The organism is Burkholderia sp. LS-044 (genome assembly GCF_004803625.1).
In the GTDB taxonomy this organism is placed as follows: domain Bacteria; phylum Pseudomonadota; class Gammaproteobacteria; order Burkholderiales; family Burkholderiaceae; genus Burkholderia; species Burkholderia cepacia.
In genome coordinates this window covers 19,320-42,242 of sequence record NZ_SSWO01000020.1, presented here as the reverse complement: position 1 = coordinate 42,242, position 22,923 = coordinate 19,320, and the positions used below count along the sequence as shown (strand labels likewise).

Below are 22,923 nucleotides of genomic sequence, written 5' to 3'. Positions count from 1 at the left end.
GGGAGCCGGCGCAAATGGGCGTCAGGCCGCCTCGTTGCGCCACTGCGCGCACGCGGCGGCGATCTCGCGCGCGAGCGCGATGCACGACAGCGGCGCGGAGCCTTCCGCCTTGTTGTTGATCGTGATGATCACCGGCTGCCCCGCCAGCGCATAGCGCGCGGCCAGTTCGGCGAGCGCCGAGCGCGTGGCCGGATCCTCGTCGACGAGCTTGTCGAACGGCTCGTATTTCGCTTTCGCCTGTTCGTACTTGAAGCCGCTGTGCAGGCTCCAGCGCACGATCAGCGGGCCCGGCGCGTCGCCGTCGAGCAGGGCGAGCGCGGCCGCCTGGCGCAGCGCGTCGGGCATCCGTGCGTGCAGGCCGACGCAGTAGCGCACACCGAGCGCGGCGAGCGCGCGGATGAAACGCGGCGTGAGCAGGCTCGCGTCGCGAATCTCGATCGCATAGCGGGTGCCGTCGGCGTCCGGCGGCAGCGGCGGCAGCGCCGCGAAGAACGCGGCGAGCCGGTCGATCAGCGCGGCCGGCAGCGCGAGCAGCTGGTCGGGCAGCGGCGAGAACTGGAACACGAGCACGCCGGCTTTCCGGCCGAGCCCTTCGAGGCACGGCAGCACGAACTCGCGGGTGGCGAGCTGCGCGTCGAGGAAGGTCGGGTTCGGCCCCGACGGCTCGCCGCGCCGGCCGCGGATGACCGCGTCGGTCACGGAGGCCGGCGCCTTCACGACGAAGCGGAAATCGTCGGGCACCTGCTGCGCGTAGCGCAGGTAATCGGCGACCGACAGCGGGCCGTAGAACGACCGATCGAGGCTCACGCTCTTCAGCAGCGGATGTGCGCCGTACGCTTCGAGCCCTTCGCGCGACAGCTTGGTCTGCGCGAAATCGCCGTCGTAGACGATGCCGTCCCAGCCGGGGAAGTACCACGACGACGTGCCGAGCCGAACGTTCGGCGGCAGGCCGGCCGCTGCGTCGGCGACCTCGGGGGCGATCGGCGCGGGCAGCACGCCGCGTCGGCGCCGGCCTTTCTTCAGCGGCGCGGCTGGCGGGGACGGTTCGTCCCACAGCAGCCCGGAAGCGGCAGGCGGTATTTCGTCGGAAGAACGGGAGCGGGAGCGCGGTGCCGGCTGCGCGTCGTCGCGCGCGTCCGGTTTCACGTGTTCGTCGGTGCGGGCAGGCGGGCCGTCGTCCTCGGGCGACGCGCGTGCAGCGTCGGCCGGCACGCCGAACAGGTCGAATTGCCCGTCGGCGTGCGGCGCGTGCGCGTCGTCGTGCTGCTGTCGTTCCGGCGGCCCCTTGCGCCGCGTCCTGCCGTCACCCATGCATGCCCAGCGTGAAGCGCCGCCTAGCGCGGCAGCGCGTGTTCGTACATATAGCGCCGCGACCACGGCAGCGTTTTCGCGCTGCGTCCGGCCTTGCGGCACACGATCTGGAAGATCGACACGTCGTCGTGCTCGAATGCATACGCGCAGCCGGCGAGATACACGCGCCAGATGCGGAATTTTTCGTCGTCGACGAGTTGTCGCGCCGCTTCTGCCTTCGCCTCGAAGTTTTCCGTCCAGATGTCGAGCGTGCGCGCATAGTGCCGTCGCAGGCTTTCGACGTCAATCGCTTCCAGGCCGCCGCGCTGCGCGGCTTCCAGCGCGAGGCTGATGTGCGGCAGCTCGCCGTCCGGGAACACGTAGCGGTCGATGAACTCGCCGCCGCCGAGCGCCGTCTCGCCGCTTTCCGCGTCGGTCGACGTGATCCCGTGGTTCATCGCGATGCCGTCGTCGACGAGCAGGTCATGAATCCGCGTGAAATAGAGCGGCAGGTTCTTGCGCCCGACGTGCTCGAACATCCCGACACTCGTGATGCGGTCGAACTGGCCGTCGATCTCGCGGTAGTCCTGCAGCCGGATCTCGATCCTGTCCTCCAGCCCGGCCGCCTTCACGCGCGCGGTCGCGAGGTCGAACTGGTTCTGCGACAGCGTGACGCCGAGGCACTGCGCGCCGAACTTCTGCGCGGCGCGCAGCACGAGCGCACCCCAGCCGCAGCCGATGTCGAGCAGGCGCTGGCCGGGCTCGAGCCGGATCTTCGTCAGGATGTGGTCGATCTTCTTGATCTGCGCGGTGGCGAGATCCTCGTCGCCGTTCTCGAAGTAGGCGCACGAGTACACCATGTTCTCGTCGAGCCACAGCTTGTAGAACTCGTTCGAGACGTCGTAGTGATACTGGATCGCCTTCTTGTCGGTGCTCTTCGTGTGATTGAAGTAGCGCTTCACGCGCGCGAGCTTGCTCGCGCTCGTCACCGTGCTGCGCGCGAGCGAGTAGCCGATGTTGATGATGTCCGACAGCTTGCCTTCGATGTCGATCTTGCCCTTCACGTAGGCCTCGCCGAGATTGTCGAGGCTCGGTTCGAGCAAGAGCGGCAGCGCCGACGCGCTGTTCACCTTCAGCGTGACCTGCGGCGCGCTGAAGGTGCCGAAATCGAGTTGGTCGCCGTTCCACAGCACGAGGCGCGCCGGTATGTTCGCTTTCGCCCGTACTTCGTCCGCCCACTGTGCCAGCTTCTTTTCCCAGAACATTTGGATTCTCCGTTTGTTCGTTGAATCGAATACAGCCAAGTATCTTGACCGGCGCCCGCCGCTTGCGCGGCGGGCGCCCGGATGCAACACGAGACACGACCGGCGTGCGCCGGCGCCGCGCTTACGGCGACAGGCGCGAGATCGACCAGCCCGACGAAGCGTTGGCGTCGCGCGTATAGAGCAGACGGTCGTGCAGCCGCGACGGGCGGCCCTGCCAGAACTCGATCGAGTCGGGCACGAGGCGGTAGCCGCCCCAGTGGGGCGGGCGCGGCGGGTTGTCGCCGTAGCGTTCGCTGACGGCCTTTTCCTGCGCTTCGAGCGTCGCGCGGCTGTCGATCACCGCGCTCTGCTCGGACGCCCATGCGCCGATGCGCGAGCCGAGCGGGCGCGACGCGAAATAGCGGTCGCTTTCCTCGGCGCTGGTTTTCTCGATCCGGCCTTCGATGCGCACCTGGCGCTCGAGCTCGATCCAGTAGAACAGCAGCGCTGCCTGCGGATGCGCGGCGAGGTCGTGCCCCTTGCGGCTTTCGTAATTGGTGAAGAAGACGAACCCGCGTTCGTCGACGCCCTTGATGAGCACGATGCGTGCCGAGGGCCGGCCGTCGGCGCCGACGGTCGCGAGCGTCATCGTGTTCGGCTCGGGCAGCTTGGCGGCAAGCGCCTCCTTGAACCAGCGGTCGAACTGGGCGAAGGGGTCGTGGGCGACATCGGCTTCGTCGAGCGAAGCACGCGAATAATTGATGCGGAGATCGGCGAGAGTCGTCATGTTATGCAAACGCTTCAATCTGGAACCATTGTAGCCAACGCGCAAGAAACGTGCGTGCACAGTGGCGCGTGCGAGCGGGGAGTTCAGGCAAAATAGAGGGCTGCACGACTTACGTTTTCCTTGCTGCCATGCCCGCCGCCGACACCGCCCCGCCCAGTTCTTCTGATCTTACCCCGACCCCGGAAATCCAGCTTGACGTGGATCGCGCGCGGCGCTTCGGCGGCGTCGCGCGGCTGTACGGCGCGCCGGCCGCCGCCGCGTTCGAGCGCGCGCACGTCGCGGTGATCGGGATCGGCGGCGTCGGGTCGTGGGTGGCCGAGGCGCTCGCACGCAACGCGGTCGGCACGCTCACGCTGATCGATCTCGACAACGTCGCGGAAAGCAATACGAACCGGCAGATCCACGCGCTCGACGGCAATTACGGCAAGCCGAAGGTGGACGCGATGGCCGAGCGGATCGCGCTGATCGATCCCGCGTGCCGCGTGAACCGGATCGAGGATTTCGTCGAGCCCGACAACTTCGACGCGCTGCTCGGCGGCGGTTTCGACTACGTGGTCGACGCGATCGACAGCGTGCGCACGAAGGTCGCGCTGATCGCGTGGTGCGTCGCGAAGCGTCAGCCGCTCGTCGTGGTCGGCGGCGCGGGCGGCCAGCTCGACCCGACGCGCATCCGGATCGACGATCTCGCGCTGACGATCCAGGATCCGCTGCTGTCGAAGGTGCGCGCGCAGTTGCGCAAGCAGCACGGCTTTCCGCGCGGGCCGAAGGCGCGTTTCAAGGTCAGCGCCGTGTATTCGGACGAGCCGCTGATCTATCCGGAAGCGGCCGCCTGCGATCTCGAGGACGGTGCGGAGCCGTCCGCGGCCGCGCACGTCGCGGGGCTCAACTGTGCGGGATTCGGTTCGAGCGTGTGCGTGACCGCGAGCTTCGGCTTTGCGGCCGCCGCGCATGCGCTGCGCGCGATCGCGGCGCAGGCCGCCGGCTGAGCGCGCGACACGCGGGCGTGGGCGCGATGCCGCAGCGCGTGATGCGCGCCGCGCCGCATGCGATGCGGGGCTGTTACGCAGTCGGGCTGTTACGCAGCCGGGCCGTTGCGGCCCGGCCAGTCGTCCCTCAGTTGAGCGCCATGCTCAGCTTGCGCCGCCATCCGGCGACGAGGTCCGGGCGGTCGCCGGCCAGCTCGAATACCGAGATCATCGTGCGGCGGCCGAGATCGTCGCCGTACGCGCGGTCGCGCGTGACGATTTCCAGCAACTGCTCCAGCGCCCCTTCATACGCACGTCGCGCGATCAGGCTCTGCGCGAGATCGAAGCGCGCGTCGAGATCGGCCGGGTTGGCCGCGATGCGCGCTTCGAGTGCGTCGGTCGGCGGCAGGTCGGCCGTGGCTTCGAGGGCGTCGAAACGAGTCTTGATCGCCTGGTAGCGCGGGTCGCCGCCTTGCACGGTCTGCGGCGACAGGCGTTCCGTCTCGGCGCGCGCGGCGTCGACCTGGTTGCTCGCGAGCAGCAGTTCGATCAGGTCGAGGCGTGCGTCGTCGAAGCCGGGATTCAGCGCGAGCGCCGCCTCGAGGTGCGTGAGCGCGTCGTCGTGGCGCTCTTCGGCGATCGCGTATTGCGCGGCGCGCCGTTCGGCTTCCTCGGGGGCCGGCAGCAGCCGGTCGAGAAAGGCGCGCAGCTGGCCTTCTGGCAGCACGCCGACGAACTGGTCGACCGGGCGCCCGTCGGCGAACGCGATCACGTGCGGGATGCTGCGGGTCTGGAAGTGCGCGGCGAGTTCCTGGTTCTCGTCGACGTTGACCTTCACGAGCTTCCAGCGGCCTTCGTAATCGCCTTCGAGTTTTTCCAGCAGCGGGCCGAGCGTCTTGCACGGGCCGCACCACGGCGCCCAGAAGTCGACCAGCACGGGGGCGTCCAGCGACGCCTCGATGACGTCTTTCTCGAATGTGGCAAGCGTGGTGTCCATGTCGTTCTCTTTCGTTCGAATGTCGTCAGGATGGGGGCGGAGCGCCCCTTTTTCAACGCGGTTTCGACTCGGGCAGCGGAATCCACTCGGTCTCGCCCGGCACCTTGCCCATTTCCTGGCGCGTCCATGCATCTTTCGCGCGTTCGATCGCTTCGCGGCTGCTGGCGACGAAGTTCCATTCGATGAAGCGTTCGCCGTCGATCTTGTCGCCGCCGAGCAGCATCGCGCGCGCGCCGCTGCCGCTCGTCAGCGTGACTGCGGCACCGGGCGCGAGCACGGCCATCTGCTCGGCGGGTACCGGCGTGCCGTCGATCGCGAGCTCGCCGTCGACCACGTAGACCGCGCGCTCCTCGTGCGACGCGTCGAGTTCGAGGCGGCCGCCGGCCGCGAATTCGGCCGCGACATACAGCGTGCGCGAGAACGTCGTGACCGGCGAGCGCAGCCCGAACGCATCGCCGGCGATCACGGTCAGCGACACGCCGTCCTCGTTGCGCTTCGGCAGCGTGTCGGCCGGATGGTGTTCGAACGACGGCTCGGTCGTCTCGTGCGCGCGCGGCAGCGCAACCCAGGTCTGGATCCCGTGCACGGTGTGGCCGTTTTCGCGCTGCGCGTCGGGCGTGCGTTCGGAGTGGACGATCCCGCGGCCGGCCGTCATCCAGTTCACGTCGCCCGGCACGATTTCCTGCAACGATCCGAGGCTGTCGCGGTGCAGGATCGCGCCGTCGAACAGGTAGGTGACGGTGGCGAGACCGATGTGCGGGTGCGGGCGCACGTCGAGCCCCGTGCCGGGCGGCAGCGTGGCGGGTCCCATGTGATCGAAGAAGATGAACGGGCCGACGAGGCGTGCGGCGAGTGCGGGCAGCGTGCGGCGCACCTGCAGGTTGCCGATGTCGCGCACGTGCGGCTTCAGCAGGGCTTTGATCGGGGCGGTCATGGCGGATCCTGTGGGGCGGCGGGGGAGATGCCGGTCATTGTACTGGCCGTCCGCCGCCGATTCCATTCGCGCCGCGCGGGTATCGGGCCGGGTGCCGAAACCCGGTAGACTGACCGGCTTCCCGGGAAAATGCCGGGCCGCCCCGGTATTTTCTGCCCCGCAGGCAGTCCCTTTGGGGGATCGCCTCCTCGGGCGCCTGGCGCGAAGCGACAGGGTTCGAGAGCACCTTGCACAACGATTCGACAATCGAGGAGACGCCGATGATGGCCCCGAAGGACTTGCTGCTTGCGCTGGTCGTGATCCTGGCGTGGGGCGTGAACTTCGTCGTGATCAAGGTCGGCCTGCACGGCATGCCGCCGATGCTGCTCGGCGCGCTGCGCTTCACGCTCGCGGCCGTGCCCGCGGTGTTCTTCGTGCGCCGGCCGCAGATTCCGTGGCGCCTGCTGGTGCTGTACGGCGCGACGATCCAGCTCGGCCAGTTCGTGTTCCTGTTCACCGGCATGTACGTCGGCATGCCGGCCGGCCTCGCGTCGCTCGTGCTGCAGTCGCAGGCATTCTTCACGCTCGTGTTCGCGATGCTGTTCCTCGGCGAGCGGCTGCGCATGCAGAACCTGCTCGGGCTCGCGATCGCCGCGGGCGGGCTCGTCGTGATCGCGGCGCAGGGCGGCCGCGCAATGACGCTCGCGGGCTTCCTGCTGACGATCTGTTCAGCCGCGATGTGGGCGTTCGGCAACATCGTCACGAAGAAGGTCGGCCGGGCGAACCTCGTGTCGCTCGTCGTGTGGGCGAGCCTCGTGCCGCCCGTGCCGTTTTTCCTGCTGTCGCTGTGGTTCGAAGGGCCGCAGCGGATCGCGACCGCGCTCGCCGGGCTGAACGGGGCGTCGATCTTCGCGGTCGTCTATCTCGCGTTCGTCGCGACGCTGCTCGGCTACGGGCTCTGGAGCCGCCTGCTGTCGCGCTATCCGGCCGCGCAGGTCGCGCAATTCTCGCTGTTGGTGCCGATCGTCGGCCTGGCTTCGTCGGCGCTGCTGCTCGACGAGCATCTGACGCGCGCGCAGCTGATCGGCACGGCGCTCGTGATGGGCGGGCTCGCGGTGAACGTGTTCGGCGGGAAACTGATGCGCCGCTTCGCGGCATCGTGACGCGCCGGCACGCACTGCGTGCCGGCGGCGGGGCGGGGTGGCCGAGTATGGCTGGATACGGCCGTCAGGCCATCCGGTTCTTCGCGAGCGGAGGATTCGCGGCGAAATAACGCTTGATGCCGCGGAAGATCGCGTCGGCCATCTGGTCGCGATAGCTGTCGTCGTTCAGCCGGCTCTCCTCTTCCGGGTTGCTGATGAACGCGGTCTCGACGAGGATCGACGGAATGTCGGGAGCCTTCAGCACCGCGAACCCGGCCTGTTCGACCGAGCCCTTGTGCAGCTTGTTGATGCCGCCGACTTCCTTCAGCACATAGTTGCCGTAGCGCAGCGAGTCGCGGATCTGCGCGGTCGTCGACATGTCGAACAGCGCGCGGTTCACGGCCGCATCCGCCGTCTTGATGTTGATGCCGCCGATCAGGTCGGATGAATTTTCCTTGTTCGCCATCCAGCGCGCCGCGGCACTCGTCGCGCCGTGATCGGACAGCGCGAACACCGACGAGCCGCGCGCGGACGGCGTCGTGAACGCGTCCGCATGGATCGACACGAAGAGATCCGCGCCCACGCGGCGCGCCTTCTGCACACGCACGTTCAGCGGCACGAAGAAGTCGGCGTCGCGCGTCATCATCGCGCGCATGTTCGGCGCGCCGTCGATCTTCGCGCGCAGCTTCTTCGCGATGTCGAGCGCGATGTGCTTCTCGTACGTGCCGCCGCCGCCGATCGCGCCCGGATCCTCGCCGCCGTGGCCCGGATCGATCGCCACCGTCAGCAGGCGCACGGTGCCGCCCTTGCCGGATTTCGGTGCGGTGAACTTGTAGGTGTCGCCGTCGTCCTCGCTGTCGTCGCGGCGCGCGATGACCGGCGGCGGCTTGACGGCCGGCTTCGCGGGCGTCGAAGGCGTGCCGGCGGCGGGCGGCGTGTGCGGCGAGGCCGGCGTGTTCTGCGCGAAGCGCTGGAAGAACGCATCGCTGTTGTCGCCCGCGGCGGGCGGCGGGGTGCCCGGGCCGGCCAGCGTGGACGGCGGCTGCATCTGCTGCGCGCGCGCGGTGTCGTTGAGCGCCTGTTCCTTGCGTTCCGTCTGCGCGATCAGGTCGGACAGCGGATCGGGGGCGACGGCCGGATACAGGTCGAACACGAGCCGGTACTTGTAGGCGCCGACCGGCGGCAGCGTGAACACCTGCGGCTTCACCGAACCTTTCAGGTCGAACACCATCCGCACGACGTGCGGCTGATACTGGCCCACGCGCACCGACTGGATCTGCGGATCGTTCGGCGCGATCTTCGACACGAGATCGCGCAGCGCCTGGTCGAGATCGAGGCCGCTCAAGTCGACGACGAGGCGGTCGGGACCCTGTAGCAACTGTTGGGTATTCTGCAGCGGCTGGTCGGATTCGATCGTGACGCGCGTGTAATCGCGTGCGGGCCACACGCGCACGCCGAGCACCGACGACGCGTGCGCGAGCCGCGGCGCGACGAGACCGAGCACCAGCGTCGACGCGCCCGCGCGCAGGATCTGGCGACGCCGCCAGTTGTGCGTCGCGGTGGCCGCCGATTCGATCGAGCGGAACGGTTTGATCAACATCTTTCGAGACATGCCTTTCCTGAAGCGCTGTACGCCCGGACGGTGAGGACGCGGCCGTCGCCATCCACGTCGAGCGAGAAAACCAGATCGGGTACGCCGAGCAGCGTGCCCGCCTGTTGTGGCCATTCGACGAGGCAGATCGCGCTGGAATTGAAATATTCGCGAAAGCCTGCGTCGGACCATTCGGCCGGATCGTTGAAACGATACAGATCGAAGTGATAGACCTCGAGTTCCCCATCCTCGCGTTCGAGCGCGTACGGCTCGACGAGCGTATAGGTCGGGCTGCGCACGCGCCCCGTGTGGCCGAGGCCGCGCAGGATGGCGCGCACGAGGGACGTCTTGCCCGCGCCGAGGTCGCCGACCAGCTGGATCTGCAGCCCGTCGAACGCATGCGCGCGGGCGAGCTCGATGCGCGCCGCGTCGAGCGCGTGCGCGAAGCGGGTGCCGAAGGCCTCGGTCGCCGCTTCGTCGGCGAGTGCGATCACGCGCTCCGCGAGCAGGGCGGGCAGCATGGCGTCGTGAGGCGGTTGGCTGGGCGTGGCTGGCATTCTCGTAAAATAGTGCGATGAACCGATTACCGGAACTCGCCGCATCCGACAGGCCTTCGACTCGTGCCGAAGGCGCGGCACCGTGCGCGCTCGACGATGCGGCGTTGACTGCGCTCGCCGCGCGCATCAGGGCGTGGGGGCGCGAATTGGGTTTCGGGGCGATCGGCATCAGCGATACCGATCTCTCGGATGCCGAAGCAGGCCTCGCCGCCTGGCTGGAAGCCGGATACCACGGCGAAATGGATTATATGGCGAAACATGGGATGAAACGCGCGCGTCCGGCCGAACTTGTGGCCGGTACGCGACGCGTGATCTCCGCGCGGCTCGCCTATTTGCCGGCTCAAACACTCGCTGACGGTGCGCCCGGCGCACTCGTGCCGCACGACTGGCGCGCGCGCGAACGGGCCCGGCTCGACGATCCGCAGGCGGCCGTCGTGTCGATCTATGCGCGCGGCCGCGACTATCACAAGGTGCTGCGCAACCGGCTGCAGACGCTCGCCGAGCGCATCGAGCAGGCGATCGGCGCGTTCGGCTACCGCGTGTTCACCGATTCGGCGCCCGTGCTCGAGGTCGAGCTTGCGCAGAAGGCCGGCGTCGGCTGGCGCGGCAAGCACACGCTGCTGCTGCAGCGCGATGCGGGTTCGCTGTTCTTCCTCGGCGAGATCTACGTCGACGTTCCGCTGCCGACCGACGCGCACACGTCGCCCGACACCGCGCCCGAGACGCCCGGCGCCCACTGCGGCAGTTGCACGCGCTGCATCGACGCATGCCCGACCGGCGCGATCGTCGAGCCGTACCGCGTCGACGCGCGCCGCTGCATCTCGTACCTGACGATCGAACTGAAAGGCAGCATCCCCGAGCCGCTGCGGCCGATGATCGGCAATCGCGTGTACGGCTGCGACGATTGCCAGCTCGTGTGCCCGTGGAACAAGTTCGCGCAGGCCGCGCCCGTCGCCGATTTCGACGTGCGGCACGGCCTCGACCGCGCGACGCTCGTCGAGCTGTTCGCGTGGGATGCGGACATGTTCGATACGCGGATGCAGGGCAGTGCGATCCGGCGCATCGGCTACGAAAGCTGGCTGCGCAATCTCGCGGTCGGGCTCGGCAACGCGCTGCGCGCGGGTGAGGGCCGGCTCGCGCCGCAGGCGCGCGATGCGATCGTCGATGCGTTGCGCGCGCGGGCCGACGATCCGTCGCCGGTCGTGCGCGAGCATGTCGAATGGGCGCTGCGTGCCGTGTGAAGGCGGCGTAAAGTGTCGTCGGCGCGCGGCGCTGCCGCGCGCTTCCATCGGTCAGGAGAGGGCCATGTTCAATGCAGTCATCGACGCACCGTTCGGCAAGGTCGGCATCCGCACGGATGCCGCGGTGGTGCGCGAGATCGTCTATCTGCCCGAATCGGTGAAGCCGGTCGATCCGGATTCGCCGCTCGCGAAGCGCGCGGTCAAGCAGATCGAACGTTACTTCGCGCGCGCGTCGGCGCGCTTCGACCTGCCGCTAGCCGAGGTCGGCAGCGCGTTCCAGCACCGCGTGTGGGACGTGATCAGCGATATCCCGCCCGGCACGGTGCTGACCTACGGCCAGGTCGCGAAGCGGATCGGCAGCGCGCCGCGCGCGGTCGGTCAGGCGTGCGGCGCGAACTACTTCCCGCTCGTGATCCCGTGCCATCGCGTCGTCGCGGCGGGCGGCCTCGGCGGTTTCGCGAACCACGACGACAACGGGTATTACCAGAAAGTGAAGCGCTGGCTGCTGGCGCACGAGGGCGTGCCGTACTGATGAGTGAATCGCTGATTTCCCCCGAAGCCGACGGCGATGCCGCCGCGGCGTCCCCCGCGCTGCTCGCGAGCCGCGCATCGATCGACGTGTTTTGCGATGCGCTGTGGCTCGAGCACGGGCTCGCACGCAACACGCTCGATGCTTACCGGCGTGATCTGGTGCTGTTTTCCCAATGGCTCGCCGCGACCCACGACACGTCGCTCGATTCGGTCGACGAAGCGATGGTGACGGGCTACATCGCCGCGCGCAGCGACGGCAAGGCGACGTCGTCGAACCGGCGGCTGTCCGTGTTCCGGCGCTATTACGGCTGGGCCGTGCGCGAGCATCGCGCGAGCGCCGACCCGACGCTGCGGATCTCGTCCGCGAAACAGGCGGCCCGGTTTCCGTCGACGTTGTCGGAGGCGCAGGTCGAGGCGCTGCTCGGCGCGCCCGACATCGACACGCCGCTCGGCCTACGCGATCGCACGATGCTCGAGCTGATGTATGCGAGCGGATTGCGCGTGAGCGAACTCGTGACGCTGAAGACCGTCGAGGTCGGGCTCAACGAGGGCGTCGTGCGCGTGATGGGCAAGGGCTCGAAGGAGCGGCTCGTGCCGTTCGGCGAAGTCGCGCACGGCTGGATCGAGCGCTATCTGCGCGATGCGCGGCCGGCGCTGCTCGGCGCGCGCGCGGCCGACGCGCTGTTCGTGACCGCACGCGGCGACGGGATGACGCGCCAGCAGTTCTGGAACATCATCAAGCGTCACGCGCAGCACGCGGACGTGCGCGCCCACCTGTCGCCGCACACGCTGCGGCACGCGTTCGCGACGCACTTGCTGAACCACGGCGCCGACCTGCGCGTCGTGCAATTGCTGCTCGGTCACAGCGACATCTCGACCACGCAGATCTATACGCACGTCGCGCGCGAGCGGTTGAAGACGCTGCACGCGCAACACCATCCGCGCGGTTAGCGCACGTTTCGCTGCGCAGGCTCCGGTGCGCGTACCGGCCTGCCTGCGTCAGACCAGCTCGCGCAGCTTGTGCTTCAGCACCTTGCCCGTCGATGCGGCCGGCAACGCGTCGAGGACGCGGATATGCGCGGGGCGCTTGTAAGGCGCGAGCCGCTCCGCGCACCATGCGTGCAGCGCCGCTTCGTCGGCGGTCGCGCCGGGCACCCGTTCGACGAACGCGAGCACTTCCTCGTTGCCTTCGACCGCACGGCCGATGACGGCCGCCTGCACGACGTCAGGGTGCGCGTTCAGCACCTGCTCGACTTCGACCGGATAGACGTTGAAGCCCGAGCGGATGATCAGCTCCTTGCTGCGGCCCGCGATCGTCACCGCGCCGTCCGCCTCCTGCCGCGCGAGATCGCCGGTGCTCAGCCAGCCGTCCGGCGACACGGCCGCGCGGGTGGCGTCCGCGTTGCGGTAGTAGCCGAGCATCACGTTCGGCCCGCGTACGCGAATCTCGCCGACTTCACCGTGCGGCACGTCGGTGCCGTCCGGCGCGACGATCCGCATCTCCACACCGGGAATCGGCACGCCGACCGAGCTGTCGGTGCGTGGCGCGTCGAGCGGTGTCTGCGTGATCGTCGGGCTGCTCTCGGTCATTCCGTAGCCGTTGTGCAGCGGCACGCCATACAGGCGCTCGACGCGTGCCTTCAGGTTCGTGTCGAGCGGTGAGCCGCCCGAATACGCGAAGCGCAGGCGCGGTGCGTGCCATGCGTGGCCGTGCGTGTGCAGGTGTTCGAGCAGCTTCGCGTGCATCGCGGGCACGCCCTGGAAGATCGTGACACCTTCGTCGGCGAGCGCGACGCGCACGGCTTCCGGCGAGAAGCGCGGCGCAAGCCGCAGCGTCGCGCCCGCGTACAGGCTGCCGAGGCAGACCGACGCGAGCCCGTACACGTGCGACACGGGCAGCACCGTGTAGACGACGTCGTCGGGCGACACGCGGCGCAGCGCGCTCGATGTCGCCGCGATGAACAGCAGGTTGCGATGCGACAGCATCACGCCTTTCGGCGTGCCGGTCGTGCCGGTCGTGTAGATCAGCGCCGCGCATTGCGCGGCGCCGTCGGCGGCGACCGGTTCGCCCGGCGCGCTCGCGTCGACGCGATACGACCACGCGCCGATGTCGACCGGCAGTGCGCCGGCAGGTGTCGCGCCGTGCCGCGCGGCATGCGTGCGTGCGTCGGGCGATACGTCGGTGGTGAACGCGATCAGCTTCGGGCGCGCGTGCGCGGCGATCGCGTCGAGTTCGCCGGCCGACAATCGCGCGTTCGACACGAGCGCCCACGCGTCGAGGCGGGCGACCGCGAACAGCAGCACGATCTGCGCGACGCAGTTTTCGGCGACGATCATCACGCGGTCGCCGCCTTGCACGCCGAGGCCGGCGAGCAGCGCGGCCGCCGCATCGACGGCTTGCGACAGGTCGCCGTACGACAGCCGGCGTGCGTCCTCGATCAGCGCCGGATGCCCGGGTGCCTGGGCGGCCCGGCGTGCGGGCACGTCGGCGATGCGGCGGGGCAGCGCGGCGAGCAGTGCATCGACGTCGAGCGGCTCGGAAGAACGGAGGGGCGAGGACATGGCGTCTCCAGAAAAGGGGCGGGCGGCGGCCGACGAGGTTGGCGAACGATCGTGCCATGACGGCGCGTGCGCCACAATCGGCCATTCGGGCAATAGCGCTTCGCGATGTCCGCAATGATGATGGACGGAATCGCTGCGGCGACGCAGCAGGCCGCCCGGCGGAAAACGGGCCGCGAGTATACCGCCGGCGCGGGTGCGAGGGCCCAAGGGCCCAAGGGCGCGATTGCGCGCCAGCCGGTCGTTCACCATTAAAATGCCGCCATGAGCAAATCCAGACACGTGTCCGAAACCCCTGCCACCCAGCTGTTGCGCCGCCACGGCGTGGCGTTCGGCGAGCATCCGTACGACTACGTCGAGCACGGCGGCACCGGCGAATCGGCGCGCCAGCTCGGCGTCGACGAGCACAGCGTCGTGAAGACGCTCGTGATGGAAGACGAGCATGCGAAGCCGCTGATCGTGCTGATGCACGGCGACCGCACGGTATCGACGAAGAACCTCGCACGGCAGATCGGCGCGAAGCGCGTCGAACCGTGCAAGCCCGAGGTCGCGAACCGCCATTCGGGCTATCTCGTCGGCGGCACGTCGCCGTTCGGCACGCGCAAGACGATGCCCGTCTACGTCGAGGCGACGATCCTCGAACTGCCGACGATCTACCTGAACGGCGGCCGCCGCGGCTACCTCGTCAGTCTTGCGCCGGCCGTGCTCACGTCGCTGCTCGGCGCGCAGCCCGTACAGTGCGCCAGTGTCGACTGAGGGTTTCACCTTCGTGGCAGGCCGCGCCCGTTCGGTAGAATGGGCGCCGTTTCGGCTTGCGGGCTTGCCGCGCAGCCGTCCCTTTACCGATACGTTGAAAGAAGAGTCCACCGCATGCAGATCCTGCTCGCCGCCCTCGTTGCCTACCTGATCGGTTCGGTGTCGTTCGCCGTCGTCGTCAGTGGCGCGATGGGCCTGGCCGACCCGCGTTCGTACGGGTCGAAGAATCCCGGCGCGACCAACGTGCTGCGCAGCGGCAACAAGAAGGCCGCGATCCTGACGCTCGTCGGCGACGCGTTCAAGGGCTGGATTGCCGTCTGGCTCGCCCGCCGCTTCGGCCTGCCCGACGTCGCGGTCGCATGGGTCGCGATCGCCGTGTTCCTTGGCCACCTGTATCCGGTGTTCTTCCGCTTCCAGGGCGGCAAGGGCGTCGCGACCGCGGCTGGCGTGCTGCTCGCCGTGCACCCGGTGCTCGGGCTCGCGACCGCGCTCACCTGGCTGATCGTCGCGTTCTTCTTCCGCTATTCGTCGCTCGCGGCGCTGGTGGCGGCCGTGTTCGCGCCGGTGTTCGACGTGTTCCTGTTCGGCACGGGCCACAACCCGGTCGCATGGGCCGTGCTCGCGATGAGCGTGCTGCTCGTGTGGCGTCACCGCGGCAACATTTCGAAGCTGCTGGCGGGGCAGGAGAGCCGGATCGGTGACAAGAAGAAGGCGGCCGCGGACGGCGGCGCACAGGACGGCGGCAAGGCCTGAGAAAGCGCAGCGCTTGCCGCACGCCGGGCGCGCCGCGTGTGCGGGGCCCGGCAGGATGACGTGACGGATCGTCCGGCGATCAGTCGCGGAAGTTGTTGAAGTCGAGCGGCGTGTCGGTCACGTCCTTGCGCAGCATTGCGATCGTGCTCTGCAGGTCGTCGCGCTTCGTGCCCGACACGCGCACCGCGTCGCCCTGGATGCTCGCCTGCACCTTGATCTTGCTGTCCTTCACGAGCCGCACGATCTTCTTCGCGAGATCGCCGGTCACGCCCTTCTTCACGGTGACGATCTGCTTGACCTTGTCGCCGCCGATCTTCTCGACCTTGCCGTAGTCGAGGAAGCGGACGTCGACGTTGCGCTTGGCCAGCTTGCCGATCAGCACGTCCTTGACCTGGCCGAGCTTGAAATCGTCATCGGCGAACAGCGTCAGCTCGCGCTCCTTCTGCTCGACGCGCGCGTCGGAGCCCTTGAAGTCGAAGCGCGTCGAAATTTCCTTGTTCGACTGCTCGATGGCGTTCTTCACTTCGATCATGTTCGCTTCGGAAACGACGTCGAACGATGGCATGGCATTCCTCCCTTGAGATGCGGACGCCCGGCTCGCGCGCGGGCACTCGCTATAATTGCGGACTGTTTGCCATTTTACCGATGCCCCTCCGTTTGCCCAAGGCCGGCCATGCGCCGCCCGGGCGGACGTGACCGCGAATGCCGATGCCTCCTGACGATTCCACCCTGTCGCTGCTTCCCGACCATCCGCTCGCCGCGCACAACACGTTCGGCATTGCCGCGACCGCGCGCCTTGCCGCGCGCGTCACGCATGCGTCGCAATTCGAGGCGCTCCATCGCGACCCGCGCGTCGCGAACCTGCCGCGGCTCGTGCTCGGCGGCGGCAGCAACGTCGTGTTCACGCGCGATTTCGACGGTATCGTGCTGCTCGATGAAATCAAGGGCCGCCGCGTCGTGCGCGAGGACGACGATGCGTGGTACGTCGAGGCCGGCGGCGGCGAGAACTGGCACGCATTCGTCGCATGGACGCTCGAGCACGGGATGCCCGGCCTCGAGAACCTCGCGCTGATTCCGGGTACGGTCGGCGCCGCGCCGATCCAGAACATCGGCGCATACGGTCTCGAGATGAAGGTGTATTTCGACTCGCTGGTCGCGGTCGAGCTGGCGACCGGGCGCAGCGAGCGCTTCGACGCCGCGCGCTGCGCGTTCGGCTATCGCGACAGTTTCTTCAAGCGGGAAGGGGCTGGCCGGTTCGCGATCGTGTCGGTGACGTTCCGGCTGCCGAAGCAATGGGCGCCGCGGCTCGGCTACGCGGACGTCACGCGCGAACTCGACGCCCGTGGCATCGCACCCGATGCGGCCGCGCCGCTTGACGTGTTCGACGCCGTCGTCGCGATCCGCCGCGCGAAGCTGCCCGATCCGCTCGTCCTCGGCAACGCGGGCAGCTTCTTCAAGAATCCGGTGATCGATGCCACGCAATTCGAGGCGCTGCGCGCCCGCGCGCCCGAGATCGTGTCGTATCCGCAGCCGGATGGCCAGGTCAAGCTCGCGGCCGGCTGGCTGATCGACCGCTGCGGCTGGAAGGGGCGCGTGCTGGGCGCGGCGGCCGTGCACGACCGCCAGGCGCTCGTGCTCGTCAATCGCGGCGGCGCGACGGGCGCCGACGTGCTCGCGCTGGCGCGGGCGATCCAGGCCGACGTGCGCGCGCATTTCGGCGTCGAGCTCGAGCCCGAACCCGTCTGCCTGTAACCGGGGTTTCGCACCGCTTTTCGCGGGCCCGAACAAAAAGCGCCGATCGTCGATCGGCGCTTTTTACATGGGTTGCCGGGTGCCGGCGCGTCAGTGCTTGAGGCGGCCGAGCAGCAGGAACTCCATCAGTGCCTTCTGCACGTGCAGGCGGTTTTCCGCTTCATCCCATACGACGCTCTGCGGGCCGTCGATCACGCCGGCCGTCACTTCTTCGCCGCGGTGCGCGGGCAGGCAGTGCATGAAGAGGGCGTCCGGGTTCGCGTGGCCCATCATCTCCTCGTCGACGCACCAGTCGGCGAATGCCTGCTTGCGGGCCTCGTTCTCGGCCTCGAAGCCCATGCTCGTCCACACGTCGGTGGTGACGAGATCGGCGCCCTTGCACGCTTCGTTCGGATCGTCGAACACCTCGTAGAACGGCGCGCTGTCGGGCGACACGAGCTTCATGTCGAGCGCGTAGCCGGGCGGCGTGGACAGGCGCAGCTTGAAGCCGAGGATCTGCGCAGCTTCGATCCACGTGTAGAGCATGTTGTTCGCGTCGCCGACCCACGCGACGGTCTTGCCGGCGATCGGGCCGCGGTGCTCGTAGTACGTGAAGATGTCGGCGAGCACCTGGCACGGGTGGTATTCGTTCGTCAGGCCGTTGATCACCGGCACGCGGGAGTTGTCCGCGAAGCGCTGGATGATCTCCTGCTCGAACGTGCGGATCATGATGATGTCGACCATCCGCGAGATCACCTGCGCGGAATCCTCGACGGGTTCGCCGCGACCGAGCTGCGTGTCGCGCGTGCTCATGAAGACGGCGTGGCCGCCGAGCTGGAAGATCCCGGCTTCGAACGACAGGCGCGTGCGCGTCGAGTTCTTCTCGAAGATCATCGCGAGCGTGCGGTCGTGCAGCGGGTGATAGGTCTCGTAGTTCTTGAACTTGCGCTTCAGGATACCCGTGCGTTCGAGCACGTACTCGTAGTCTTCCAGCGAGAAATCCTTGAACTGCAGGTAGTGACGAATGGTTTTGGCGGTCATGAAGCGAAATGCGGCGGGTTGCACCCGGCAGCAAGGCCGGACGGCGCCGCCGTTGGGTGTGGATAACTCAAAGCAGCATAAAGGATTTTCTGTGCTTTGACGAGCCAGGGAGAGAAGCGGGGCGCGATCGCCGTGCGTTGCGGGCGGCACAGGAGGAGGGGTGTCGGAACGACGCGCGATGGCGCGCTGCGGTATAATCCAAAAGTTTTCTCCAGCCCGGCAGGCAAGCCTCTTCGCGCTCTGCCGGACACAAGCCGTGCGCTGCACAAATCCGGTGCAGTCCGCCGGCGGCACACGTCGACGTCTCGTTTTCGGGGCATCTGAATGCTTGTGCCGCCGTCCGTTTCAGCTTTGTGTTCGCGTATCCAGGCGCCGTTGCCTGGACATCGCCGGGCCGTCACTTGGGTAACCACATGGCTGAAACCCCTCCGACCGAATTCTTCATCCAGGGCATCACGAAAGACGGGAAAAAGTTTCGCCCGAGCGACTGGTCGGAACGTCTGGCCGGTGTGATGGCCTGCTTCGGGCCGGGGGCGAGCGGGCCGAACGCGCGTCTCAAGTATTCGCTCTACGTGCGTCCGACGATGCTCGGCGACCTCAAATGCGTGATCCTCGATTCCCGGCTGCGCGACGTCGAGCCGATGGCGTTCGATTTCGTGCTGAATTTCGCGAAGGACAACAACCTCGTCGTCACCGAGGCGTGCGAACTGCCGGACTACGACGCGAAGAAGTGATGCCGGCACGGGCGAGGGCGCATGCGGCGCCCGCCCTGGCACACGTCGCCGGCCCGCAGGATGTGCGCCGGCGACAGGCGACAAAAAAGCCCGCCTAGGCGGGCTTTTTTGCGATCGCAGGAAACAGGAGCGCCCGCGTGAGCGGGCGCACCGGAATTACGCTGCTGCCTGCAGACCCTTGACGGCCGCGGCGAGGCGGCTCTTGCTGCGAGCGGCCTTGTTCTTGTGAACGATCTTCTTGTCGGCGATCGTGTCGATCGTCTTCACGGCAGCCTTGAACAGCTCGGCAGCCTTTGCCTGGTCGCCGGCTTCAACAGCCTTGCGAACCGACTTGATCGCGGTACGGAATTTCGAGCGCAGCGCCGAGTTGTGCGAGTTTGCCTTCGCGGCCTGGCGGGCGCGCTTGCGTGCTTGTGCGGAGTTAGCCATGACGGTTCCTTATCCTGTCCTGTTTCCAGAGCTTGGAGCCTGACGGCCAAGCGCTGCTTTTCGATCCGTCCCCTGAGAACGATTGCCCAGGGGCGCATAAAAAAACGGTGATTTTAACCGAGGCCGGGACATGAAAACGGCAGTTGCCGTGCATGTACGAGCCCAGAAACCGGCGATTATAGCAACAAAATCAAGCGAGTGGCAAGTTGAACATGACAACCGTCGGGCGGGGCACCGGCGGCGTGCGCGCTTTTCGGCATCGGCCGCTGGCCGGGCCACGCAACGTCCGTATAATAAGCGCCCCATGAATCTATTCCGAGCCCTGCTGACGGTCAGCGGCTTCACGCTGCTGTCGCGCGTGACCGGACTGGCCCGCGAGACGCTGATCGCCCGTGCGTTCGGCGCCAGTCAATACACCGACGCGTTCTACGTCGCCTTCCGTATCCCGAACCTGCTGCGCCGCCTGTCCGCCGAAGGCGCGTTCTCGCAGGCGTTCGTGCCGATCCTCGCCGAGTTCAAGAACCAGCAGGGGCACGATGCGACGAAAGCGCTCGTCGACGCGATGTCGACGGTGCTGGCGTGGGCGCTTGCCGTGCTGTCGGTCTTCGGGATCGCCGGCGCATCGTGGGTTGTGTTCGCGGTCGCGTCCGGCCTGCACACCGACGGGCAGGCGTTCCCGCTCGCGGTCACGATGACGCGGATCATGTTCCCGTACATCGTGTTCATCTCGTTGACGACGCTCGCATCCGGCGTGCTGAACACGTACAAGAGCTTCTCGCTGCCCGCGTTCGCGCCGGTGCTGCTCAACGTCGCGTTCATCGCCGCGGCCGTGTTCGTCGCGCCGCACCTGAAGGTGCCGGTGTTCGCGCTTGCATGGGCCGTCATCGTCGGCGGCGTGCTGCAGTTCCTCGTGCAGCTGCCGGGCCTGAAGAAGATCGACATGGTGCCGCTGATCGGCCTCAACCCGCTGCGCGCGCTGCGCCACCCGGGCGTGAAGCGCGTGCTCGCGAAGATGGTGCCCGCGACGTTCGCGGTGTCGGTCGCGCAACTGTCGCTGATCATCAACACCAACATCGCGTCGCGGCTCGGGCAGGGCGCCGTGTCGTGGATCAACTACGCCGACCGCCTGATGGAATTCCCGACGGCGCTGCTCGGCGTCGCGCTCGGCACGATCCTGCTGCCGAGCCTGTCGAAGGCGCACGTCGACGCCGATTCGCACGAGTATTCGGCGCTGCTCGACTGGGGGCTGCGCGTCACGTTCCTGCTCGCGGCACCGAGCGCGCTCGCGCTGTTCTTCTTCGCGACGCCGCTCACGGCGACCCTCTTCAACTACGGCAAGTTCGATGGGCATACCGTCACGATGGTCGCGCGCGCGCTCGCGACCTACGGGATCGGCCTCGTCGGCATCATCCTGATCAAGATCCTCGCGCCGGGCTTCTATGCGAAGCAGGACATCAAGACGCCCGTTAAAATCGCGATCGGCGTGCTGATCGTCACGCAGATCTCGAACTACGTGTTCGTGCCGCTGATCGGCCACGCGGGCCTGACGCTGAGCATCGGCGTCGGCGCGTGCCTGAACTCGCTGCTGCTGTTCCTCGGGCTGCGCAAGCGCGGCATCTACCAGCCGTCGCCGGGCTGGCTGCGCTTCTTCGTGCAGCTGATCGGCGCGGCGCTCGTGCTCGCGGGCCTGATGCACTGGCTGTCGATCAGCTTCGACTGGACCGGGATGCGTACGCAGCCGCTCGATCGCATCGCGCTGATGGCCGCGTGCCTCGTGCTGTTCGCTGCACTATATTTCGGTATGTTGTGGGTGATGGGCTTCAAATACGCTTATTTCAGAAGGCGCGCCAAGTGACGACCGCAATGACCCGCGTCCTCGACTACTTCAGCACGCTCGTGGCAGACGACGACAGCCTGCCCGTCACGGAAGCGGCGCTGTCGCTGGCGCAGGACGCCTATCCCGACCTCGACCTGCAGGGCACGCTGGCCGAACTCGACATGCTGGCGGCGCGGCTGCGCCGGCGGCTCGCCGACGACACGGACCTGAAGGGCCGCGTCGCCGCGCTGAACGACTTCTTTTTCCGCGAGCTCGGCTTCGCGTGCAATCACAACGATTACTACGACCCCGATAACAGCCACCTGAACGCCGTGCTGAAGCGGCGGCGCGGGATTCCGATCTCGCTGTCGGTGCTGTACCTGGAGCTTGCCGAGCAGATCGGCGTGCCGGCGCGCGGCGTATCGTTCCCCGGCCATTTCCTGCTGCGCGTCACGCTTCCGGACGGCGACCTGATCATCGACCCGGCCAACGGCCATTCGCTGTCCGAAGCCGAGATGGTCGAGATGCTCGAGCCGTACGTCGCGCGTGCGGCCGGTGCGGTCGACAGCGCGTTGCGCGCACTGCTGCAGCCGGCGACGAGCCGCGAGATCATCGCGCGGATGCTGCGCAACCTGAAGACGATCTATCTTCAGACGGAGCGCTGGCAACGGCTGCTCGCGGTGCAGCAGCGGCTCGTGATCCTGCTGCCCGAGCATCTCGACGAAGTCCGCGACCGCGGTTTCGCGTATGCGCGGCTCGACTACCTGCGCCCCGCACTCGAGGATCTCGAGCAGTATCTCGGCGAGCGGCCGGACGCGGACGATGCGACCGTCGTCGAATCGCAAGTGACCGAGTTGCGGCAGCGGATGCAGCGCGACGGCGAGGACTGAGCCGCCGTCGTGCTGCCTGCCGGAACCGTGAATGACAAAACGCCCGCGATGCGGGCGTTTTTTTGCGTGCTTATTTCGGCTGCATCCGGATCGCGCCGTCGAGGCGGATCACTTCGCCGTTGAGCATCGGATTCTCGACGATCTGGCGCACCAGCAGCGCGTATTCGGCCGGTTTGCCGAGCCGCGGCGGGAACGGCACCATCGCGCCGAGCGCGTCCTGGACGTCCTGCGGCATGCCGAGCAGCATCGGCGTCTCGAACAGGCCGGGCGCGATCGTCATCACGCGGATGCCGTTGCGCGACAGGTCGCGCGCGATCGGCAGCGTCATGCCCGCGACGCCGGCTTTCGACGCCGCGTACGCGGCCTGGCCGATCTGCCCGTCGAATGCTGCGACCGACGCGGTGCTGACGATCACGCCGCGCTCGCCTTCCGCGGTCGGCGCGGTGGCGGCCATCGCGGCGGCCGCGAGCCGGATCATGTTGAACGTGCCAATGAGGTTCACGTTGATCGTCTTCGCGAACACGTCGAGCGGATGCGCGCCGTCCTTGCCGACGGTCTTCGCGGCGGGCGCGATGCCGGCGCAGTTCACGAGGCCGCGCAGCGTGCCTGCGCGCGTCGCTGCGTCGACGGCCGCCTGCGCGTCGGTCTCGCTCGACACGTCGCAGTGCACGAAGATGCCGCCCAGCTCGGTCGCGAGCGCGGTGCCTGCCGTGTCGTTCAGGTCGGCGAGCACGACCGTGCCGCCTGCTTGCGCGAGCATCCGCGCCGTGCCGGCACCGAGGCCGGATGCGCCGCCCGTGATCAGAAATACGTTGCCGCGAATTTCCATGACTGTCTCCGTGTCGACCGCCCTTGGCGCTTCAGCGCTTAGGGCGGTCCCATGCAAGGCGGTCGACCGCCGTTGGCGCTTCAGCGCTTGGGGCGATCCCATGCAAGGCGGTTGCCTGGTTCCTGCC

Annotated in this window: 23 protein-coding genes; 11 read left to right on the top strand and 12 right to left on the bottom strand. The window is 67.9% G+C overall.

The window, feature by feature from the left end; translation table 11 throughout:
• Nucleotides 1-21: 21 nt before the first annotated feature.
• From E9536_RS34850 to pdxH, 3 genes are all read right to left on the bottom strand, one after another.
• Complete coding sequence (locus E9536_RS34850; protein WP_136472361.1) at nucleotides 22-1,311, bottom strand: DUF72 domain-containing protein; 1,290 nt, start codon at nucleotides 1,309-1,311, stop codon at nucleotides 22-24.
• A gap of 23 nt (nucleotides 1,312-1,334) precedes the next feature.
• Nucleotides 1,335-2,555 carry a cyclopropane-fatty-acyl-phospholipid synthase family protein gene (locus E9536_RS34845; RefSeq protein ID WP_059692609.1) on the bottom strand — a complete coding sequence of 407 codons (1,221 nt, stop codon included), beginning with the start codon at nucleotides 2,553-2,555 and terminating at the stop codon, nucleotides 1,335-1,337.
• A 121-nt stretch (nucleotides 2,556-2,676) separates the two neighbouring features.
• The gene (gene pdxH / locus E9536_RS34840; RefSeq protein ID WP_027789268.1) at nucleotides 2,677-3,321 is read right to left on the bottom strand and encodes a pyridoxamine 5'-phosphate oxidase; all 645 of its coding nucleotides are present in this window, start codon (nucleotides 3,319-3,321) and stop codon (nucleotides 2,677-2,679) included.
• Between the two features lie 128 nt (nucleotides 3,322-3,449).
• On the opposite strand from pdxH, the gene E9536_RS34835 reads away from it, so the two are divergent.
• Entirely contained in the window at nucleotides 3,450-4,307 is an 858-nt protein-coding gene (locus E9536_RS34835; RefSeq protein WP_124536396.1) for a tRNA threonylcarbamoyladenosine dehydratase, read from the top strand.
• Between the two features lie 127 nt (nucleotides 4,308-4,434).
• Here the strand turns inward: E9536_RS34835 and trxA are convergent, their stop codons facing one another.
• Nucleotides 4,435-5,283: a thioredoxin gene (gene trxA, locus E9536_RS34830; RefSeq protein WP_060086440.1), complete on the bottom strand. Its 849-nt coding sequence runs from the start codon at nucleotides 5,281-5,283 to the stop codon at nucleotides 4,435-4,437.
• Between the two features lie 52 nt (nucleotides 5,284-5,335).
• Nucleotides 5,336-6,217 carry a pirin family protein gene (locus E9536_RS34825; RefSeq protein ID WP_136472358.1) on the bottom strand — a complete coding sequence of 294 codons (882 nt, stop codon included), beginning with the start codon at nucleotides 6,215-6,217 and terminating at the stop codon, nucleotides 5,336-5,338.
• Nucleotides 6,218-6,480: 263 nt separating this feature from the next.
• On the opposite strand from E9536_RS34825, the gene E9536_RS34820 reads away from it, so the two are divergent.
• Nucleotides 6,481-7,359, top strand: a complete 879-nt coding sequence (locus tag E9536_RS34820; RefSeq protein ID WP_027789271.1) for an EamA family transporter — start codon at nucleotides 6,481-6,483, stop codon at nucleotides 7,357-7,359.
• Nucleotides 7,360-7,423: 64 nt separating this feature from the next.
• Here the strand turns inward: E9536_RS34820 and E9536_RS34815 are convergent, their stop codons facing one another.
• Together E9536_RS34815 and tsaE are read right to left on the bottom strand one after the other, a co-directional pair.
• The gene (locus E9536_RS34815) at nucleotides 7,424-8,950 is read right to left on the bottom strand and encodes an N-acetylmuramoyl-L-alanine amidase (protein WP_136472356.1); all 1,527 of its coding nucleotides are present in this window, start codon (nucleotides 8,948-8,950) and stop codon (nucleotides 7,424-7,426) included.
• Nucleotides 8,932-9,486 (bottom strand): tRNA (adenosine(37)-N6)-threonylcarbamoyltransferase complex ATPase subunit type 1 TsaE, encoded by a 555-nt coding sequence (gene tsaE / locus E9536_RS34810; RefSeq protein ID WP_027789273.1) that lies wholly within the window; start codon nucleotides 9,484-9,486, stop codon nucleotides 8,932-8,934. The genes E9536_RS34815 and tsaE overlap by 19 nt, the downstream gene beginning before the upstream one ends.
• Nucleotides 9,487-9,503: 17 nt before the next feature.
• Between tsaE and queG the strand changes: the two genes are divergently transcribed.
• The 3 genes from queG to xerD all read left to right on the top strand — a co-directional run bounded on the left by queG (nucleotide 9,504) and on the right by xerD (nucleotide 12,209).
• Complete coding sequence (gene queG, locus E9536_RS34805; protein ID WP_136472354.1) at nucleotides 9,504-10,727, top strand: tRNA epoxyqueuosine(34) reductase QueG; 1,224 nt, start codon at nucleotides 9,504-9,506, stop codon at nucleotides 10,725-10,727.
• A gap of 64 nt (nucleotides 10,728-10,791) precedes the next feature.
• Nucleotides 10,792-11,259 carry a methylated-DNA--[protein]-cysteine S-methyltransferase gene (locus tag E9536_RS34800; RefSeq protein ID WP_060086436.1) on the top strand — a complete coding sequence of 156 codons (468 nt, stop codon included), beginning with the start codon at nucleotides 10,792-10,794 and terminating at the stop codon, nucleotides 11,257-11,259.
• Nucleotides 11,259-12,209, top strand: coding sequence for a site-specific tyrosine recombinase XerD (gene xerD, locus E9536_RS34795; protein ID WP_059692602.1), 951 nt, complete (start codon nucleotides 11,259-11,261; stop codon nucleotides 12,207-12,209). Before E9536_RS34800 ends, xerD begins: the two co-directional genes overlap by 1 nt.
• Nucleotides 12,210-12,257: 48 nt before the next feature.
• On the opposite strand, the gene E9536_RS34790 is transcribed toward xerD, so the two are convergent.
• Nucleotides 12,258-13,820: an AMP-binding protein gene (locus E9536_RS34790; RefSeq protein ID WP_136472351.1), complete on the bottom strand. Its 1,563-nt coding sequence runs from the start codon at nucleotides 13,818-13,820 to the stop codon at nucleotides 12,258-12,260.
• 261 nt (nucleotides 13,821-14,081) lie between these two features.
• Here E9536_RS34790 and ybaK point away from each other — a divergent pair, with 261 nt between their 5' ends.
• The gene (gene ybaK, locus E9536_RS34785) at nucleotides 14,082-14,573 is read left to right on the top strand and encodes a Cys-tRNA(Pro) deacylase (RefSeq protein WP_027789278.1); all 492 of its coding nucleotides are present in this window, start codon (nucleotides 14,082-14,084) and stop codon (nucleotides 14,571-14,573) included.
• Nucleotides 14,574-14,687: 114 nt separating this feature from the next.
• Nucleotides 14,688-15,326, top strand: a complete 639-nt coding sequence (gene plsY / locus E9536_RS34780; protein ID WP_027789279.1) for a glycerol-3-phosphate 1-O-acyltransferase PlsY — start codon at nucleotides 14,688-14,690, stop codon at nucleotides 15,324-15,326.
• Between the two features lie 79 nt (nucleotides 15,327-15,405).
• Here the strand turns inward: plsY and E9536_RS34775 are convergent, their stop codons facing one another.
• Nucleotides 15,406-15,891, bottom strand: a complete 486-nt coding sequence (locus E9536_RS34775) for a YajQ family cyclic di-GMP-binding protein (RefSeq protein ID WP_021162564.1) — start codon at nucleotides 15,889-15,891, stop codon at nucleotides 15,406-15,408.
• 137 nt (nucleotides 15,892-16,028) lie between these two features.
• On the opposite strand from E9536_RS34775, the gene murB reads away from it, so the two are divergent.
• Nucleotides 16,029-17,078 (top strand): UDP-N-acetylmuramate dehydrogenase, encoded by a 1,050-nt coding sequence (gene murB / locus E9536_RS34770; RefSeq protein WP_136472349.1) that lies wholly within the window; start codon nucleotides 16,029-16,031, stop codon nucleotides 17,076-17,078.
• Between the two features lie 90 nt (nucleotides 17,079-17,168).
• Here the strand turns inward: murB and argF are convergent, their stop codons facing one another.
• Complete coding sequence (gene argF, locus E9536_RS34765) at nucleotides 17,169-18,098, bottom strand: ornithine carbamoyltransferase (protein WP_027789281.1); 930 nt, start codon at nucleotides 18,096-18,098, stop codon at nucleotides 17,169-17,171.
• Between the two features lie 413 nt (nucleotides 18,099-18,511).
• Between argF and E9536_RS34755 the strand changes: the two genes are divergently transcribed.
• On the top strand, nucleotides 18,512-18,832 hold the full coding sequence (locus E9536_RS34755; RefSeq protein WP_021162567.1) for a DUF3579 domain-containing protein: 321 nt from the start codon (nucleotides 18,512-18,514) through the stop codon (nucleotides 18,830-18,832).
• Nucleotides 18,833-18,988: 156 nt separating this feature from the next.
• On the opposite strand, the gene rpsT is transcribed toward E9536_RS34755, so the two are convergent.
• The gene (rpsT, locus tag E9536_RS34750) at nucleotides 18,989-19,261 is read right to left on the bottom strand and encodes a 30S ribosomal protein S20 (RefSeq protein ID WP_006482211.1); all 273 of its coding nucleotides are present in this window, start codon (nucleotides 19,259-19,261) and stop codon (nucleotides 18,989-18,991) included.
• A gap of 304 nt (nucleotides 19,262-19,565) precedes the next feature.
• Between rpsT and murJ the strand changes: the two genes are divergently transcribed.
• Together murJ and E9536_RS34740 are read left to right on the top strand one after the other, a co-directional pair.
• On the top strand, nucleotides 19,566-21,116 hold the full coding sequence (murJ, locus tag E9536_RS34745; RefSeq protein WP_027789282.1) for a murein biosynthesis integral membrane protein MurJ: 1,551 nt from the start codon (nucleotides 19,566-19,568) through the stop codon (nucleotides 21,114-21,116).
• 8 nt (nucleotides 21,117-21,124) lie between these two features.
• Nucleotides 21,125-21,967, top strand: coding sequence for a SirB1 family protein (locus E9536_RS34740; protein WP_027789283.1), 843 nt, complete (start codon nucleotides 21,125-21,127; stop codon nucleotides 21,965-21,967).
• A gap of 70 nt (nucleotides 21,968-22,037) precedes the next feature.
• Here E9536_RS34740 and E9536_RS34735 read toward each other — a convergent pair whose 3' ends face one another.
• On the bottom strand, nucleotides 22,038-22,796 hold the full coding sequence (locus tag E9536_RS34735; RefSeq protein ID WP_060195152.1) for a 3-hydroxyacyl-CoA dehydrogenase: 759 nt from the start codon (nucleotides 22,794-22,796) through the stop codon (nucleotides 22,038-22,040).
• Nucleotides 22,797-22,923 lie beyond the last annotated feature (127 nt).